Source organism: Bradyrhizobium sp. NAS96.2, from assembly GCF_001908235.1.
Classification (GTDB): Bacteria; Pseudomonadota; Alphaproteobacteria; order Rhizobiales; family Xanthobacteraceae; genus Bradyrhizobium.
Genome location: NZ_LGHK01000259.1, coordinates 1 through 15,420 on the forward strand (window position 1 = coordinate 1; position 15,420 = coordinate 15,420).

The 15,420-nt window shown below is 65.1% G+C and carries 15 protein-coding genes; 3 read left to right on the top strand and 12 right to left on the bottom strand.

The annotated features are described in order from the left end of the window. Positions 1–188: 188 nt before the first annotated feature. From rnhA to ispH, 3 genes are read right to left on the bottom strand one after another with little or no spacing between them, the layout of a single operon-like run. Positions 189–650: a ribonuclease HI gene (gene rnhA / locus AC628_RS38045; RefSeq protein ID WP_083633280.1), complete on the bottom strand. Its 462-nt coding sequence runs from the start codon at positions 648–650 to the stop codon at positions 189–191. Then, positions 638–1,618, bottom strand: coding sequence for a homoserine kinase (locus tag AC628_RS38050; protein WP_074131775.1), 981 nt, complete (start codon positions 1,616–1,618; stop codon positions 638–640). Before AC628_RS38050 ends, rnhA begins: the two co-directional genes overlap by 13 nt. Positions 1,619–1,623: 5 nt before the next feature. After that, the gene (gene ispH, locus AC628_RS38055; RefSeq protein WP_074131776.1) at positions 1,624–2,598 is read right to left on the bottom strand and encodes a 4-hydroxy-3-methylbut-2-enyl diphosphate reductase; all 975 of its coding nucleotides are present in this window, start codon (positions 2,596–2,598) and stop codon (positions 1,624–1,626) included. A gap of 241 nt (positions 2,599–2,839) precedes the next feature. Between ispH and AC628_RS38060 the strand changes: the two genes are divergently transcribed. Continuing rightward, entirely contained in the window at positions 2,840–3,532 is a 693-nt protein-coding gene (locus AC628_RS38060; protein ID WP_074131777.1) for a DUF1013 domain-containing protein, read from the top strand. A 106-nt stretch (positions 3,533–3,638) separates the two neighbouring features. On the opposite strand, the gene AC628_RS38065 is transcribed toward AC628_RS38060, so the two are convergent. From AC628_RS38065 to AC628_RS38080, 4 genes are all read right to left on the bottom strand, one after another. After that, positions 3,639–4,730, bottom strand: a complete 1,092-nt coding sequence (locus AC628_RS38065; protein WP_074131778.1) for an acyltransferase family protein — start codon at positions 4,728–4,730, stop codon at positions 3,639–3,641. A 4-nt stretch (positions 4,731–4,734) separates the two neighbouring features. Further along, positions 4,735–5,007 (bottom strand): hypothetical protein, encoded by a 273-nt coding sequence (locus tag AC628_RS38070; protein WP_074131779.1) that lies wholly within the window; start codon positions 5,005–5,007, stop codon positions 4,735–4,737. Between the two features lie 367 nt (positions 5,008–5,374). Continuing rightward, positions 5,375–7,282 (bottom strand): propionyl-CoA synthetase, encoded by a 1,908-nt coding sequence (locus AC628_RS38075; protein ID WP_074131780.1) that lies wholly within the window; start codon positions 7,280–7,282, stop codon positions 5,375–5,377. Between the two features lie 124 nt (positions 7,283–7,406). Further along, complete coding sequence (locus AC628_RS38080; protein WP_074131781.1) at positions 7,407–8,177, bottom strand: lysozyme inhibitor LprI family protein; 771 nt, start codon at positions 8,175–8,177, stop codon at positions 7,407–7,409. A gap of 165 nt (positions 8,178–8,342) precedes the next feature. On the opposite strand from AC628_RS38080, the gene AC628_RS38085 reads away from it, so the two are divergent. Beyond that, positions 8,343–9,887, top strand: coding sequence for a cation:proton antiporter (locus AC628_RS38085; RefSeq protein WP_074131782.1), 1,545 nt, complete (start codon positions 8,343–8,345; stop codon positions 9,885–9,887). A gap of 12 nt (positions 9,888–9,899) precedes the next feature. On the opposite strand, the gene AC628_RS38090 is transcribed toward AC628_RS38085, so the two are convergent. From AC628_RS38090 to AC628_RS38105, 4 genes are all read right to left on the bottom strand, one after another. After that, positions 9,900–10,706 carry an SDR family NAD(P)-dependent oxidoreductase gene (locus tag AC628_RS38090; RefSeq protein ID WP_074131783.1) on the bottom strand — a complete coding sequence of 269 codons (807 nt, stop codon included), beginning with the start codon at positions 10,704–10,706 and terminating at the stop codon, positions 9,900–9,902. 103 nt (positions 10,707–10,809) lie between these two features. Beyond that, on the bottom strand, positions 10,810–11,187 hold the full coding sequence (locus AC628_RS38095) for a DUF1850 domain-containing protein (RefSeq protein ID WP_210190317.1): 378 nt from the start codon (positions 11,185–11,187) through the stop codon (positions 10,810–10,812). Then, complete coding sequence (locus tag AC628_RS38100; RefSeq protein ID WP_074131785.1) at positions 11,184–13,292, bottom strand: TRAP transporter permease; 2,109 nt, start codon at positions 13,290–13,292, stop codon at positions 11,184–11,186. Before AC628_RS38100 ends, AC628_RS38095 begins: the two co-directional genes overlap by 4 nt. A 186-nt stretch (positions 13,293–13,478) precedes the next feature. Beyond that, on the bottom strand, positions 13,479–14,426 hold the full coding sequence (locus tag AC628_RS38105) for a TAXI family TRAP transporter solute-binding subunit (protein ID WP_074131788.1): 948 nt from the start codon (positions 14,424–14,426) through the stop codon (positions 13,479–13,481). A 308-nt stretch (positions 14,427–14,734) separates the two neighbouring features. Here AC628_RS38105 and AC628_RS38110 point away from each other — a divergent pair, with 308 nt between their 5' ends. After that, the gene (locus tag AC628_RS38110; RefSeq protein ID WP_074131786.1) at positions 14,735–15,181 is read left to right on the top strand and encodes a hypothetical protein; all 447 of its coding nucleotides are present in this window, start codon (positions 14,735–14,737) and stop codon (positions 15,179–15,181) included. Here the strand turns inward: AC628_RS38110 and AC628_RS44935 are convergent. Beyond that, positions 15,167–15,420: hypothetical protein (locus tag AC628_RS44935; protein WP_210190318.1), on the bottom strand; the 254-nt coding region annotated here is incomplete at its 5' end. The two genes, AC628_RS38110 and AC628_RS44935, sit on opposite strands and share 15 nt — an antisense overlap.

The window sequence follows — 15,420 nt, forward strand, 5'->3', positions numbered from 1 at the left end:
CCGACCGCCAGCGGCCTGTCGCGGCCGCTAACCGCGACAGGCCATTCCTCTCGGAATATGCCGACGATAGCCGATCGCGCTATTACAAGGATGGGTAGAGCGCAGCGAAACCCATCGCCTTCGTGCCGAGTGGTGATGTGATGGGTATCGCTTCGCTCCACCCATCCTACGCACCGTCAGCGCCCGCCCTACCCCTTCAACCTCGCCATCGCAACGCCCTCGCGCGCCAGCTCGTCGGCGCGTTCGTTCTCGGCGTGGCCGGCATGGCCCTTGATCCAGTGCCAGCGCACCTCGTGCGGCTTCAGCGCGGCGTCGAGGCGCTGCCAGAGCTCGACATTCTTGACCGGCTTCTTGTCGGCGGTGCGCCAGCCATTGCGCTTCCAGCCATGGATCCAGCCGGTGATGCCCTGGCGGACATATTGGCTGTCGGTGGTGACGTCGACCACGCAGGGCTTCTTCAGCGCTTCCAGCGCCGAGATCGCCGCCATCAGCTCCATGCGGTTGTTGGTGGTATGCGCCTCGCCGCCCTTCAATTCCTTCTCGACGTCGCCGAACCGGAGGATCGCGCCCCAGCCGCCCGGTCCCGGATTTCCGGAGCAGGCACCATCGGTGAAGACAGTCACATGCGGCTTGTCGCTCACGCCGCGCATCCGGCCGGCGTGATGCCGTAGTCGTTCAGGCTTGCGACATTCTGCTGGAAGCGCAGCTTGCGGACATATTCCAACGGGTCCTTCGGCTGCACCAGCGCGCCCTCGGGCACGTTGAGGAAATCGACCAGCCGCGTCAGCAGGAAGCGCATCGCGGCGCCGCGCGCCAGCAGCGGCAGTGCTGCCTCCTCCGCCGCCGACAATGGCCGCTCGCGGCCATAGGCATTGAGCAGCGCGCGCGCCTTGGTGACGTTGAAGGAATGATCCGGCTCGAAGCACCAGGCGTTGAGGCAGATCGCAACGTCGTAGGCCAGGATGTCGTTGCAGGCGAACGGGAAGTCGATCAGGCCCGACAGCTTGTCGCCGAGGAAGAACACGTTGTCGGGAAACAAATCGGCATGGATCACGCCGACCGGCAGGTCCGCCGGCCAGGAGGCTTCGAGATGATCGAGCTCACGCGCGATGAAGTCGTGCAGGCCCACCTGTACGCTGTCGGCGCGCGCGGCGGCGAGATCGAACAGCGGCCGCCAGCCGGAGACCGACAGCGGGTTGTTGCGGACCAGCGGAAAGTCGCGGCCGGCGAGATGCATCCTGGCCAGCGCCGCGCCGACACCTGAGCAATGCGCGACGTTCGGCCGCCGCGGCCACACGCCCTCGAGGAAGTTGATGATCGCGGCGGGCCGGCCGGCGAGCCGGCTCGTGACCTCGCCCTTGCGGTTGCGCGCCGGCTGCGGGCACGACACGCCGCGCTCGGCGAGATGCGCCATCAGCGACAGGAAATACGGCAGGTCGTCTTCCGCCACGCGCTTCTCATAGAGCGTGAGGATGTAGGCGCCCTGGCTGGTGTGCAGCAGGAAGTTCGAATTCTCGACGCCTTCGGCGATGCCCTTGTAGGAGAGCAATTCGCCGATGTCGTAGCTTTTGAGGAATTCCGCGAGGTCTTCGGCGGCAACGTCGGTGTAGACCGCCATATGGTCTATTCCGCCGCGGCAGCGTCGGGCCGCAGCGAACGCGGCAGCGGGAAGAACTCGTTCTCTTCCGCGGCCGAGACCGTCTCCACGTGCAGATCATAGCGCTCCGCGAAGGCGCCCATGATCTCCTCGACGATCACCTCCGGCGCCGAAGCGCCCGCGGTGATGCCGAGGCTCCTGATGCCTTCGAAGCGCCCCCAGTCGATGTCGCTGGCGCGCTGGGCAAGAATCGCAATCGGGCAGCCCTCGCGCTCGGCGACCTCGCGCAGGCGCTGCGAGTTCGACGAGTTCGGCGCGCCGACCACGATCAGTGCATCGACCACCGGCGCCACCTTCTTGACCGCAAGCTGGCGGTTGGTGGTGGCGTAGCAGATGTCTTCCTTGTGCGGACCGTTGACGTTCGGGAAGCGCTCCTTGAGCAGCGCCACGATCTCCGCGGTGTCGTCGATCGACAGCGTGGTCTGGGTCACAAAGGCGAGATTGTCGGGATCCTTCGGCACGAAGGTTTTGGCATCCTCGGCCGTCTCGATCAGGGTCACGGCGCCCTCTGGCAGCTGGCCCAGGGTGCCGACCACCTCTGGATGGTGGGAATGCCCGATCAGCAGGATCTCGCGGCCGCGCTTGAAATGGATCGCCGCCTCGCGGTGGACCTTGGTCACCAGCGGGCAGGTCGCGTCCAGCGAGAAGAAATTGCGGGATTTGGCCTCGGCCGGAACCGACTTGGGAACACCATGGGCCGAGAACACCACCGGCGCGTTGGTATCGTCGGGGATTTCGGCCAATTCCTCGACGAAAATGGCGCCTTTGGTCTTCAGGCTGTCCACCACGTACTTGTTATGGACGATCTCGTGCCGGACATAGACCGGGGCGCCATAAATGGTGAGGGCGCGCTCGACCGTGTCGATGGCGCGGACCACCCCGGCGCAAAAGCCGCGGGGGGAACAAAGCACGATTTTAAGATCGGGTTTTTTCGCTGACATCGGGCTGGTCTCGGGGCTGTCTCGGGGCAATTTCGGGACCGAATCACCCCTCGCCGGCGGGCGGGGAACGGCCAGTTAAGGTAAGGACTTGGGACTGCTTTCGGGCGCTGTCAAGGCGATTTTGCTGGCCCATTGCGCCACTCCCCCCGGAGGGCCTATATAGGTGGCATAATTCCCGTCATCGCCGATGACTACCAGCTTCGCCTCGACAGAGGTGGGCGAAGCACAAAGGAGATTTGCCATGAGCAACGCACCGCTGATGCCGAAGGCGACTGCCGTGTGGTTGGTCGATAATACCGCCCTGACGTTCGATCAGGTGGCCGATTTTACCAAGATGCACCCCCTGGAGGTCCGTGCCATCGCCGACGGCGACGCCGCCCAGGGCATCAAGGGCATGGACCCGATTTCCAACGGCCAGCTGACCCGCGAGGAGATCGAGCGCGGCGAGCGCGACACGAACTACCGGCTCAGGCTCCAGGAGAGCAAGGTGGTGCTGCCGACCGCCGCCAAGAAGAAGGGCCCGCGCTACACCCCGGTGTCGCGTCGCCATGAGCGGCCGAGCGCGATCCTTTGGCTGGTGCGCAACCACCCCGAGCTCAAGGACGCCCAGATCATGCGTCTGGTCGGCACCACCAAGACCACGATCGCGAGCGTGCGCGACCGCACCCACTGGAACGCCTCGACCCTGACGCCGATGGATCCGGTGACACTCGGCCTGTGCTCGCAGATCGAGCTCGATTTCGAGGTGCAGCGCGCCGCCAAGGAGAAGCCGACCACCGCGGTCTATGGCGGCGCCACGCTGCTGCCGGCCTCCGAGACCACGCGTAAGGAAGAGGACGATCAGCCGATCGAACGCCACGACGATCTCAACGTCGATGCCGTGTTCGCCAAGCTGAAGACGATCGGTGGCAAGAAGGCCGACGAGGAAGAGTAAGCGCGGACGTCGCAACACGGCGAACGGAATACCAAACGCGGCGGGCCAACCCGCCGCGTTTTCATTTGGGGACACGAATAGCCTTGATCCCTGCGCGCGCTTTGGCTCACCCGAACGAGAACCGCCGATGGGCGAAATCGAGCAGCGGACGTTCGAAATATCGATAGCTCAGGGCACACAGCCCGAAGGTCAGCGCGAGCGCGCCAAAGGTCAGCGAGATGCCGGCGAGGCTCTCGATCGTTCTCGGCTCATGGAGCACGGCGAACAGCAGGTACACGATGACGTGGTGGGTGAGATACGCCGCGTAGGAGGTTCTGGCGAAGAAGGTCGCAACCGAACTGCGCAGCAGTGCGAGTCCTGGCGAGCCGCGATTGTCCAGAACGACGAACAGCAGGGCACCGAAGAAGATCTCGACCTGGGTGTGCGAGAACGCCACCGACCAGCGCTTCCATCCGAACAGCCACAACAGCGGAAGCGAGACGCTCGACCATTTGAGGATGTTTGCGACAAGCCTGGAGATCTCGGCGTCCGGCTTGCGGTAGAGGCGCCACCAGGCGATCAGCGCGCCGATCGCAAGCGAATCGATCCTGAATTGCGGCAGCACGTACCAGCCATACGCGTCCGGCAGCGCGCTATCGATCAGGCGTCCGATCGGGCAGATCAGGATCGGCACCAGCAGGATCGCGAACAGCCGCTCGGGCGGGATGTTCCGGACCAGCAATGGAAACAGCAGATAGAACTGCTCCTCGATCGCAAGCGACCACGTGACGGCCAGGAAGTAAGCGCCGTCGGTCTGGGCCTTGGCCATGCCGAAATTCTGCAAGCCGAAGAGATAAAGCCAGCCAGGCACGCCCCTGGTGTCGAACAGATCAGGGCTCAGCGAGAAATACCAGCCGATCAGCGCGCAGCCGCACATCAAATAGTAGAGCGGCCAGATGCGGAACGCGCGCCTGCCGTAGAACGCCGAGTAATATCGTTCGGCCGCTCGGTGGCGCAGCAGAATATCGGTGATGAGATAGCCGGACAGAATGAAGAACAGGTCGACGCCGAAGCGGCCGACATGCAGCAATTTCCACGGCAAGCCTTGCGGCCCGTCTGGCGCGCCGAAATAGTGCCAGATGACGACGATCAGAATCGCGATCGCGCGCAGCCCGTCGAGTTCGCCGATCCTGTCACGTTCCGGCAGGGCCGCAATCACCGCGCTAGTGCCGGTCCGGATTGTTCATCATGTATTCGCCGAGATCACGCTGCCGCCGGTCGCTACGGACTTCGGCGTTCTGGCGCTGAACGTCGCGGTCCTTGCGGCAGGCGACATATTCGGGCGAGCCGACCGCAACCTTGCCGCCCCCCTGGCAATACTGATCGTCGTCGCCCATGCTCTCCGCAATCGGCGATCGCCCGCGTTCGAGGCAACCTGCCAGCAGCGGCAGTGCGAGCAGCAATGCGAGAGGCGCGCGTGCGGAAATGGATCGCATCCGGTGGTCCGTATCTCGTGGCATATGACAGGGAAGGCCGGGATGACCCGGCAATCCATCAAAATCAAGGCCATTTTGTTTCCGGATGCGTTTCGGTGGTGAGCGTCCCTATTGTGCGGTTCGTGCCCTGATCGATCATCTCGCCTGGGGCCACCCCTCTCCCCACCCTCCCCCGCAAGGGGGGAGGGAGCCTGACCAATGTGCTCACCTCACGTGGAGCGGCATCAACGGCATGCTCTCAATTCGTCCAACGTGAGGAAGGCACCGGCGGAAGGGTTCCCTCCCCCCTTGTGGGGGAGGGTTAGGGAGAGGGGTGCCGCACGGGCACTCTCTCCGGAAGCGCGCGAAGCAACGACGACGATCGTAGCTACGCCTTCCCCTTCAGCGCTTCGCCGATCTCGTCGAGCACCTTCGGGTCCTCGATCGTCGCCGGCATGGTCCAGGGCTCACCGTCGGCGATCTTCTTGATGGTGCCGCGCAGGATCTTGCCGGAGCGGGTTTTGGGCAGCCGTCCCACCGTGATCGCGAGCTTGAAGGCGGCGACCGGCCCGAGCTTCTCGCGCACCAGCGCCACCACTTCCTTCTCGACCTGGTCCGGCGCCTTGGTGACGCCGGCCTTGAGCACCAGGAAGCCGCAGGGCACCTCGCCCTTGATCGCGTCCTTGACGCCGAGCACAGCGCATTCGGCGACGTCCGGATGCGAGGCGAGGATCTCCTCCATGCCGCCGGTCGAGAGCCGGTGGCCGGCGACATTGATGATGTCGTCGGTGCGGCCCATCACCCAGACATAGCCGTCCTCATCCTTGTAGCCGGCGTCGGAGGTCTTGTAGTAGCCGGGGAATTCCGAGAGATAGGCGTCCCTGAATCGATCGTCCTGCTGCCACAGCGTCGGCAGGCAGCCGGGCGGCATCGGCAGCTTGATCACGATCGAGCCCATCGTGCCGACGGCGACCGGCTTTGCCGCCTCGTCGACGATGTCGACCTGATAGCCCGGCATCGGCACCGTCGGCGAACCATGCTTGACCGGCAGCATGCCGAGGCCAACCGGATTGCCGGCGATGCACCAGCCGGTCTCGGTCTGCCACCAGTGATCGATCACAGGCACCTTGAGCTGCTGCTCCGCCCATTCCACCGTCGGCGGATCGGCGCGCTCGCCGGCGAGAAACAAAGTGCGGAAGCTGGAGAGATCGTAGTTCCGGATGAACTTGCCCTCGGGGTCTTCCTTCTTGATCGCACGGAATGCGGTCGGCGCGGTGAAGAAGGCGACCGCCTTGTGCTCCGAGATCACGCGCCAGAATGCGCCGGCATCCGGCGTGCCGACGGGCTTGCCCTCATACATGATCGTGGTCGCGCCGTGGATCAGCGGGCCATAGACGATGTAGGAGTGACCGACCACCCAGCCGATGTCGGAGCCGCACCACCAGATCTCGCCGGGCTTCACGCCGTAGAGATTTTCCATCGACCATTTCAGCGCGACGAGATGCCCGCCATTGTCGCGCACCACGCCCTTCGGGATTCCGGTCGTGCCCGACGTATAGAGGATGTAGAGCGGATCGGTCGCGGCCACCGGCACGCATGGCGCGGTCTTGCCGGCATCGAGCGCGGCATGGCGGAGCGTCGCCCAGTCATGGTCGCGGCCCGCGGTGAGCTCGCACGCCAGCTGCGGCCGCTGCAGGATGATGCAGGTCTCGGGCTTGGCGCCGGCGAGCCGGATCGCCTCGTCGAGCAGCGGCTTGTACTGCACGATGCGCCCGGGCTCGATGCCACAACTCGCCGAGAAGATCAGCTTCGGCTTGGCGTCGTCGATGCGGGTGGCGAGCTCCTTGGCCGCAAAGCCGCCGAACACCACGCTGTGCACCGCGCCGATCCGTGCGCAGGCGAGCATCGCGACGACGGCCTCCGGCACCATCGGCATATAGAGGATGACGCGATCGCCCTTGGCGACGCCAAAATCCTGCATGACAGCGGCCAGCGTCTGCACTTCTTTCAGCAGCTCGGAGTAGGTGAACTTGGTGATCGCGTTGGTGAGCGGGGAATCGTGGATCAGCGCGACCTGGGAGGCTCTGCCGCCGGCGACATGGCGGTCCAGCGCGTTGTGGCAGGTGTTGACCACGGCACCAGTGAACCAGCGTCCATAGGAGCCCACGGAAGGATCGTAGATCTTCCTGGCCGGCTCGATCCAGTCGATCTCGCGCGCCGCTTCCGCCCAAAAACCCTCGGGGTCCCGAAGCGAGCGGGCATACACCTCATGATACCGGCTCTGTTGAATGTTCATTGCGCTTCTCCCTCGTCCCTCTCCTTCGTCAGGGCCGGCCATGACGAAGTTGGTTGGTTCTCTTTGGCCGTCATTGTCATGGGCTTGACCGATAATTCAAGCCGCAAACTAACCGACGTTAGCACTAGTAGCCATCGACCCCGTTGATTTGCCGCAACCGCTCGCGCATCGCCTTTTGCAGGTCGTAGCCCGGCTTGCCGAATTCGGCGTTGCGGCGGGCGATGAAATCGTCCTGCGCGCGTTGCAGCTCGCGCGCCTGGCGCGGATCCCCGGCCTCGCGCACCGCGCGAAAGGTCGATGCGCCGATCTCGCGATCGAGATCGGCGAGCGCGGGATTGGCGCAGATCGCCTTCTCGACCGGGCGGCGCGCTTTGCGGCAATCGAAGCTCGGCTTGCCGGCGACCGCCATCATGGCGCCGATCCGCTCCAGCTCCAGCGACAGCGATTTGTAGTTGGCCTTGGCCGCGGCATGGTTCGGGTCGAGCTTGACGGCGGCGCCGAAATCCATGATCGCCTTCGGCCGGTCGCCCTTGCGCCGCCACAGCTCGCCACGCGCATTGTGGGCGTCGGCCAGCGATGGATCGAGCCGGAGCACGGTGTCGTAGTCCGTGATCGCGCGGTCGATCATCTGCTTGCGATCATAGGCCCCCGCGCGCGCTGTCAGCGCCTTGACGCGATCGGGCTTGGCGGCTTTCTCATTGTCGATCAGCGCGCCGCAGACCTCGATGATCTTGTCGTCATCCGTCGCCGCAGCGGCGGCGATGCAGGGTCCGGCGTCGGCCTGCACATCCTTGCCGGGTTCGCTGCTGGTCGCGCGCGCACCGCCTGAGGTCAGCGCGCCTGACAGGCAAAGGCACAGCAGCGCCGCAGCCAGATTTCTTGAGTTGCGTCGCATTCCCATCACCGACAAGACATCCCGCGCCTGTACCACCGGCCTCCGATTTCGAGCGGTGCCATTTGCCGCAAAACCACACGCTGGATTATACGTCAATTGCGACGATCGGCTGCACTTTGAGCCGCATCTGGAGCCGCATCTGGAGCCGCACCTTGGGGGTTCGCCTTGCTGACATTCGAATGGATCATCGGCCTGTTGCTCGCAGCGGTGGCGCTGTCGGCGCTGGCGCGGCGGATCAAGGTGCCCTACCCGACCTTCCTTGCGCTCGGCGGCGTGCTGCTGACCCTGCTGCCGTGGGCGCCGACCTGGGCCCTGGAACCGAAGCTGGCGCTGGCGCTGTTCGTCGCGCCGGTGCTGCTCGATGCCGCCTTCGATACCTCGCTGCGCGATCTGCGCAACAACTGGCTGCCGGTCTCGACGCTGGTGGTGGTCGCGGTCGGCGTCACGACGGCGGCGGTCGCCGTGGTCGCGCATTGGCTGCGTCCGGACATGCCCTGGGCGGTCGCGATCGCGCTCGGCGCCATCGTGGCGCCGCCGGACGCGGCTGCGGCCACCGCGATCCTGCGCCAGGTCAGCCTGCCCTACCGGATCCAGAAGATCCTCGAAGGCGAAAGCCTGCTCAACGATGCGACCTCGCTGTTGATCTATCGCGTCGCGGTCGGCCTCGTTGCTGCCGAGCACATGAAGATCCGCGAATTCGTGCCGTCGATCACGATCGCGCTGGTCGGCAGCCTTGCCGCCGGCTATCTGTTCGCGCAGGTCTGGATGATGATCACGCGCCGCATCACCGAGGCGCCGAGCGCGATCATCACGCAATTCGGCGGCACCTTCATGGTGTGGATCGTCGCCGAGCATCTCGGCCTGTCCGGCATCCTCACCATCATCGCCTATGCGATCACCATCGCCCGCACCGCGCCGGCCCGCACCTCGGCGCGGCTGCGCGTGTCGTCCTATGCGGTGTGGGAGACCGTCGTGTTCGTGCTCAACGTGCTCGCCTTCATGCTGATCGGCCTGCAACTGCGCCCGATCTGGTCCGAGCTCGACGCCGAGGTGCGCTGGAAATATTGCAGCTTTGCCGCCGCGATCCTCGCCGTCGTGATCCTCGCCCGCATCCTCTGGGTGATGCCCTACGGCGCGCTGTTGCGCACGCTGAAGGCGCGCCATTGGCTGCCCGCCCACGTGGTGGACGCCGTGCCGACCCTGAAGCGCGGCTTCATCGTGTCCTGGTGCGGCATGCGCGGTATCGTCACATTGGCGGCCGCGTTCGCGCTGCCCGAATGGTTTCCGTATCGCGACCTGATCCTGCTGACCGCATTCGCGGTGGTGCTCGGCTCGCTGGTGATCCAGGGCCTGACCTTGCGGCCGCTGATCCTGGCGCTGAATTTCGCTGATGACGATCCGGTCGGACGCGAGGCCGCACATGCCCGCAGCGTCGCGTTTCGCGCCGCGCTCGACGAGATCGACGCCGATCCTTCGGAGGAAGCGGAAATCCTGCGGCTCGAATACCGCGCCGTGCTGCTGCGCGCCGAGAGCGACCCCGATGGCGGCCTGTTCTCGCGCGAACTGCCGGCCGATCCGCTACGCCGCCGCGCCATCGCCGCAGCGCGCCAGGCGCTGCTCAAGCTGCGCCGCACCGAGGCCATCGGCGACGACGCCTTCCATCTGGTCGAGGAAGAGCTCGACCGCGCCGAGCTCAGCGTCGAGGCGTAGTTCCTTACGAAATCACGCACCCGACTTCGAGGTGATGCCGCCATCGACCACCAGTTCGATGCCGGTGACATATTTCGATTCGTCCGAGGCCAGGAACAGCGCGGCATTGGCGACGTCCCAGGCGTCGCCCATATGCCCCATCGGCACCTGCGCGTCGCGGGCGCGCCACATCGCCTCGACATCGCCCTTGGCGTAGCTTTGCGCGAGCCCGGCCGAATGCGCGACCATCGGCGTCTTCATCAGCCCGGGCAGGATCGCGTTGACGCGGACATGCTTGGAGGCGAACTCGACCGCGGTCGAGCGCGTCATCTGGTTCATCGCCGCCTTGCTGGCATTGTAGCTGACATAGGAGATGCCGACATGGCGGATCGAGGCGATCGAGGAGATGTTGATGATCGAGCCGCCGCCCTGCTTGATCATGACCGGAATGACGTGCTTCATCGACAGATAGGCGCTCTTGAGATTGACCGCGAACACGCGGTCCCACTCGGCTTCCGCCACTTCCACCACGCTGCCGACCTCGGCGATGCCGACATTGTTGTCGAGCACGTCGATGCGGCCATAGGACTTGAGGCAGGCCGCGACCATCGCCTCGACCTCGGCGGCGCGCGAGACGTCGGCGGTGAATGCGGCCGCCTTGCCGCCCTCCTCGGTGATGATCTTGACCGTCTCCTCGGCCGCCGCGCCGTTGCGATCGACGCAGAACACGCTGGCGCCCTCGCGCGCGAAGGTGACGGCGGTCGCCTTGCCATTGCCCCAGCCTGGCCCGATCGAGCCCGCCCCGACCACCATCGCAACCTTGCCCTTGAGCCGATCCATCGCCTGTTCTCCGTTGTTGTTCTTGCAAGAGGACCGTAGCCCGGATGAAGCGCCAGCGAAATCCGGGGCCACTGTTCCCGGATTTCGCTTCGCTCCATCCGGGCTACGGATCTCGGCAAACACTCATCGTCGTGACATTAGCACCGATCGGATGCCCGAAAATCTCCGATAGCGTCTGGCAGCGTCCCGCGCGGCACAGATGCCATTCGCCCGCCGCGCCGGAATTACCGAGCACGACCTCCGCCCTCGGCACCGGCTGCGGCGACCATTGAAACCAGCCGCCAATGAGCCGCGCCTCCGGCGGCGGCTCCATGCCGGCGCCAAAGCCCTTGATGCGCGCCCGTTGCAGCGTCAGCCCGGCCGGCGTGACCAGCCAGTCTTCCTGCCAGGCGGTCTTCTCGATCGAATGCGTCCAGGCCAGCGTGAAGGCTGCGACCTGCAGCGCCTTCACGACACCGGCGGATGCAAGGCAGAGGCTCAAGCCGCCGCCACCGCGTCGCGCGGACGCTGCCGCCACTGCCACAGCACGACCGCGGCAGCGAGCGTGAAGCCCGTCGTATCCGAGAAGCGGAAATCGCCGAGCAGACAGAGCGCGGCGCCGAACGCAACCGCGATCTCGATCAAGGTCAGCCGGGTGAACAGGAAGCCGATCGCGACGATGCCGAACAGGGCGATCGCCACCAGCGCCTTGAAGGTCGCCAGCGCCACCGCGCCGTAGAAGCCGAGCTGGGCGGCCATCGGGTCGTTGGTTTGCAGCATCAGCGCCGGCGAATAGACGAAGATGAAGGGAATGACGTAGCCGGCAAGCGCGATCCGCATCGCCTCCCAGCCGATCTTGTCCGGATTCTCCTTGGCGATCGGCGCCGCCGCGAGTGCGGCGAGCGCCACCGGCGGCGAGAGGTCGGCCATGATGCCGTAATAGAACGCGAACATGTGGCTTGCGATCAAGGGCACGCCGAGCTTGGCGAGCGCAGGGGCTGCGAGCGCCGCGGTGATGATGTAGGTCGGGATCGTCGGGATGCCGGTGCCGAGCAGGATCGACAGCAGCATGGTCATGATCAGCGCCAGGAACAGGCTCTTGGCGCCGAGCCCGATGATCCAGCTGCCGAAGATGGTGCCGACGCCGGTCTGCGTCATCATGCCGATGATGGTGCCGACGATGGCGCAGGCCATGCCGACGGTCAGTGCCGACTTGGCGCTGTCGGCGAGCGAGTCGCGGCAGGCCCTGAGCGTGGCGCGGCCGCCGCGGGTGATCGCCGCGATCACGATCAGGCCGGCGACGACGCTGGCGACCGGAACGATCTCGAGCCCGTGGCGCGACACCGCGGCAACCACCAGCGCAAGCCCGATCCAGAAGATGGTGCGCACGACGGTGTTGGAGAAGCCGAGCGTGATGCTGGCGCCGAGGATCAGCGCGACGGTCAGCGCCAGCCCCATGCTGCCGGCATAGAGCGGCGTGAAGCCTTCGAACAGCATGTAGACCAGCGCCGCGAGCGGCAACACCAGGTACCAGCGCGCCACCAGCGCCTTCCAGGCGCTCGGGATCTCCGAGCGCTTCATGCCGACGAGGCCATGCTTGCCGGCTTCCAGATGCACCATCCAGAACGCCGAGGCGAAATACAGGATCGCCGGAATCACTGCGGCCTTGACGATCTCCGAATAGGGCACGCCGAGCGTCTCCGCCATGATGAAGGCGACCGCGCCCATCACCGGCGGCATGATCTGGCCGCCCATCGAGGCGGTGGCCTCGACGCCCGCTGCGAATGCGCGGCGGTAGCCGAACTTGATCATCAAGGGGATCGTGAACTGGCCGACGGTGACGACATTGGCGACGCCGGAGCCGGAGATCGTGCCCATCATGCCCGAGGCGAACACCGCGACCTTGGCCGGGCCGCCGCGGGTGCGGCCGAACAGGCCGAGCGAGACGTCGGTGAAGAGCTGGATCATGCCGGCGCGCTCGAGGAACGAGCCGAACAGGATGAACAGGAAGATGTAGGTCGCCGAGACGTAGATCGGCACGCCATAGAAGCCTTCGGTGCCGAACGAGAGATGGGTGACGATCTGGTCGAAGTCGTAGCCGCGATGGTTGAACGGCGACGGCAGATGTTGCCCAAAGAACCAGTAGAGCAGACAGGCGCCGCACATCAGCGGCAGCGCCGCGCCCATCAGCCGCCGCGTGCCCTCGAAGATCAGGATCGCGAGCAGCGCGCCGACCGCAAGGTCCATGTTAGTCGGATCGCCGTCGCGGGCGATCAAATCGGCATAGAATATCCACTGGTAGAGCCCGCAGAGGAAGCCGCTCGCGCCGACGATCCAGCTCACCGCGCGGCCGAAATCGGTTTTCGCGGTGAAATTGCCGATCAGGCCGAAGGTCAACAGGATCAGGAAGCCGACATGGACGCCGCGCACCACCTGGCTCGGCAAATAGTTGAACGCCGCGACATAGAGCTGGAACACCGCAAAGGCGAGACCGATGGCATAGGCCAGATGCCCCCAGGCGCCCGGGCCAAATCCCTCCGGAAAGCCATGCTCGAAATTGTCGAATTCAACCTTGATGGGCTCTTCGCCCGCAATCTGCTGCTGCATTGAATAAGTCCCCCACCGTGCCCGCGACGCTTATATCTATAGAACCCGCCCACCAAAAGCCGCGTCAGGAAAAGCGGTCCCGTCATTGCGAGGAGCGAAGCGACGAAGCAATCCATCTCTCCGCTTGCGGCGCGATGGATTGCTTCGCTTCGCTCGCAATGACGGTGGGAGCCGAATCTCGAGCCCCTACTTGATCAGGCCCTTTTCCTTGTAATAGCGGATCGCGCCGGGATGCAGCGGCACCGGGCTGCCGGTCGCGGCGGCCTCGAGCTTGATCTCCTTGCCCGCGGCGTGGGCATTGGCGAGTTCCGGCAGCGATTCGTAGATCAGCTTGGTCATCTGATAGGCGAGATCGTCCGACACCGCGCTCGAGGTGACGAGGTAGTTCACAACCGCAGCGGTCGGCACATCCTTGTCCTGGCCGGTATAGGTGTTGGCCGGGATGACCACGGAGACGAAGGGCGAACCGATCTTGTCGACGGTCTCCTTCGGCACGGCGACCACGGTGATGTCGCTCGAGGTCGAGAGGTCCTTCAGCGAGGCGACGCCGAGGCCGGCGGATTGCAGCGTGGCGTTGAGCTGGCGGTTCTTCATCAGGTCGACCGATTCGGCGAACGGCAGATACTCGACCTTGCCGAGATCCTTGTAACTCATGCCGGCGGCCGCGAGGATCGCGCGCGAGTTGAGCTCGGTGCCGGATTTCGGCGCACCGACCGACAGGCTCTTGCCCTTGAGATCGGCGAGCGTCTTGATGCCGCTGTCGGCGGTGGCGACGATCTGGATGTAGTTCGGATAGATCGCGCCGATGGTGCGCAGCTTGTCGAGCTTGGTCTTGAAGCCGGCCTCGGCGTCGCCTTCCCAGGCCGCCTTCAGCGAATCGCCGAGCGTGAAGGCGATCTCGCCACGGCCCTGCTGCAGCAGCACCAGGTTCTCGACCGAGGCCTTGGTCGCCTGCACCTGGGTCTTCACGCCGGGAATCTTGTCGCCGTAGATCTTCCCGATCGCGACGCCGAGCGGATAGTAGACGCCCGAGGTGCCGCCGGTGAGCACGTTAATGAACTGCTCGGCCTGCGCGACGGGCGCAGCCAAAACACTGGCTGCCACGATCGCGGCAGCCATCAACTTTGAATTCATGAGCATTATTCTCCCCTAAGCCGGGCCGGAAATTGGCCGCACAACCCTGCCGGGTCAACCCATCCAAATGACGCATGCGTGGCCAAAATGCCTGATGGCAGCACCACTTTACCTGCGCGGGAGCTCTGCGCGAGCAAGCGGGTTGAGATGCGCAATCTCGCCGCGAGGTATGACTTGCAGCCGTCCGGGACGACGACCGTTGAGCGCGCTTGATGCGTTGAACTTCTTCCTCGCCGACCTGCGGGACGGGCTCGGCCCCTATCTTGCGATCTACCTCCTGACCGAACGGAAGTGGGACGAGGCCGGTGATGTCGATCGCCGCGATCGCGGGGATCGCCCGCCGCACCGCCTATTGGTTTGGTCCCGTGGTGGTGTTCTGGCTGCTCGCGGCAATGGCGCTCGCCAGCATCGCAGCGACGCTATCGATCTCACCCGCCGCCATCGATCGTCAACTCGCGCGCGGGCTCGACGACGTCGCGGAGGAGCATCGCACGCCGCGTGACCGGCCATCCGGCTTTCGCGTGCTGCTGACCTGCAAGCCGGGTGCGATCGCCACGGCGACCGGTCTCGGCGGCGCGTTGAGCACGGCGGTCGCCGGATTCATTATTGTCCACGCCGGCTACAGCGCCGCATTTCTGTCCCTTGCAGCTATCGCTTGTGCAGGGCTCATCGGCTACTGCGCGTTGATGCCGGAGACGCTGCGCACGGCAACGACGACATCACACGCATCTGCTTCGGCGTCACACAACGGATGATCCGTGATTCGCCGTCGGCGCGCTGCGGATCACCGCGCGTGACGCGAACTGATGTCCGACAATGATGCAGTTCCGCATCTGCATCGACGCGACAACACAGTCATTAACGTCGTCTCTCGATGACACACACGCGCAATGTTTCTGCATACGTCCAAAGTCGCGCACAATCGCGCTCATGAAGCTCAGATGACGCATTTGTTGCACGTGTAACCGCGGCGAGATGCAGCGATTCCAGCGTC

Bases quoted from the DNA above. Each gene is read 5' to 3' on its own strand.
- rnhA (WP_083633280.1), bottom strand. From the start codon at position 650: ATGCGCGGCGTGAGCGACAAGCCGCATGTGACTGTCTTCACCGATGGT.
- AC628_RS38050 (WP_074131775.1), bottom strand. From the start codon at position 1,618: ATGGCGGTCTACACCGACGTTGCCGCCGAAGACCTCGCGGAATTCCTC.
- ispH (WP_074131776.1), bottom strand. From the start codon at position 2,598: ATGTCAGCGAAAAAACCCGATCTTAAAATCGTGCTTTGTTCCCCCCGC.
- AC628_RS38060 (WP_074131777.1), top strand. From the start codon at position 2,840: ATGAGCAACGCACCGCTGATGCCGAAGGCGACTGCCGTGTGGTTGGTC.
- AC628_RS38070 (WP_074131779.1), bottom strand. From the start codon at position 5,007: ATGCGATCCATTTCCGCACGCGCGCCTCTCGCATTGCTGCTCGCACTG.
- AC628_RS38075 (WP_074131780.1), bottom strand. From the start codon at position 7,282: ATGAACATTCAACAGAGCCGGTATCATGAGGTGTATGCCCGCTCGCTT.
- AC628_RS38080 (WP_074131781.1), bottom strand. From the start codon at position 8,177: ATGCGACGCAACTCAAGAAATCTGGCTGCGGCGCTGCTGTGCCTTTGC.
- AC628_RS38090 (WP_074131783.1), bottom strand. From the start codon at position 10,706: ATGGATCGGCTCAAGGGCAAGGTTGCGATGGTGGTCGGGGCGGGCTCG.
- AC628_RS38100 (WP_074131785.1), bottom strand. From the start codon at position 13,292: ATGCAGCAGCAGATTGCGGGCGAAGAGCCCATCAAGGTTGAATTCGAC.
- AC628_RS38105 (WP_074131788.1), bottom strand. From the start codon at position 14,426: ATGAATTCAAAGTTGATGGCTGCCGCGATCGTGGCAGCCAGTGTTTTG.
- AC628_RS38110 (WP_074131786.1), top strand. From the start codon at position 14,735: ATGTCGATCGCCGCGATCGCGGGGATCGCCCGCCGCACCGCCTATTGG.